The sequence below is a fragment of the Aquisalimonas sp. APHAB1-3 genome (assembly GCF_048323695.1).
Classification (GTDB): domain Bacteria; phylum Pseudomonadota; class Gammaproteobacteria; order Nitrococcales; family Aquisalimonadaceae; genus Aquisalimonas.
The window spans coordinates 1-1,301 of sequence record NZ_JBLWFT010000032.1; the positions used below are offsets into that span (position 1 = coordinate 1).

Genomic DNA, 1,301 nt, shown 5'->3' on the forward strand with positions numbered 1-1,301 from the left:
GTAGATACCGTCTTGCGGGTCAAGCGGTAGACCCCGTAGGGCGGACCTTCAGGTCCGCCATCCCGGGCCCCCCATGCCGGTTGGCCGTCAGGCCAACGCGGGGTCGTAAGGGCGCTGGTTTTTGATGACGCCGAAGGCGATGTGGATGAGTTTGCGCATGGCCGCACCGATGGCGGTTTTCTTGGCCTTGCCCTGAGCGCACAGGCGCGTGTAGAGCGCGTGAATGCGAGGGTTGTGGCGTTTGGCCACGATCGCCGGCATGTAGAGTTTCGCGCGCAGGCGTGCGCTGCCGTTTTTGGCCAGCCGTGGGCGTGTCTTGGTGATCTCACCGGATTCATCCGCGACGACGTGGAGCCCGAGGTAGGCGGCGGCCTGATCGGCCGTGCGGAAGTGGTAAGCGGCGAACAGCGTGGTGAGCTCGCGCCGCAGGTGCGTGCCCACGCCCGGGATGCTCTCGAGGAGCTTGGCGTTGTGGCGCAGCTGCGGATGGCCGTTGATGTGGTCATCGATATGGCGGCGCAGCTGCTTACGCTGCTCCTGCAGCGAGCCGATGACGCTGCGGTGTGAGGCGATGACCTCCGTGTTGCCCTGGATCTCGGCGGTCTCCAGGCGGTTTTGCTCGCGCTGCAGGTCGGCCTCGACGGCGTCGAGGCGGCGCAGCAACTGCTGGAGGTGCTTGGCCTCAGGGGGCAGTGGCTCCCAGGCCTGGGGCGCGTTCTGCCAGCCGAAGACGGCCAGCACCCGGCGGTCGTGGCTGTCGGTCTTCGAGCGCACCCCGAGACTGCGGGCGAAATCGCGCAGCTGGCGCGGGTTGACCAACGACACCACGGCGCCCGCCTCATGCAGATACTCCGCTACGCCCTCGTGGTAGACGTTGGTGGGTTCGAGGATGAAGTGCAACTGCTCGGGCTGTGCGCCGGTGTGACGCCGCGCCCACGCGAGCAGCGTCTGCCAGCCCTCGTGGGTGTTCGCCACCGCCTTGGGCTTGATCCTGTGCTGTTGCGCATCCACCAACCAGCCCGCCTGGAGCTTGCGCTTGGCGACATCGACTCCGATTACTTGCCGTGTCATTGCTCTCGACCTCCCGACCGACTTGCCTTGTGCACACAGGCTCACTGGACACTCAGCCAGGGCCTTGGATACCGTTCAGACTCATGACAGGTCAGAAAGCGATGCCGGGGGCCTGAATCTACTGCACAGGGTCAATTGCCCTTCGGGTGGACTCCTGCTCGCCCGGCATCAGGGTGTGGTCTCCCTGACCACAAGGATAAAGGTACAAGGGTGGACCTTCAGGTCCACCA

1 protein-coding gene is annotated in these 1,301 nt (G+C 65.4%); it reads right to left on the reverse strand.

Features of this window, described 5'->3' with window-relative positions; translation table 11 throughout:
* Window positions 1–87: 87 nt before the first annotated feature.
* Window positions 88–1,071, reverse strand: a complete 984-nt coding sequence (locus ACNSTU_RS17480) for an IS110 family transposase (RefSeq protein WP_418212813.1) — start codon at window positions 1,069–1,071, stop codon at window positions 88–90.
* Window positions 1,072–1,301 lie beyond the last annotated feature (230 nt).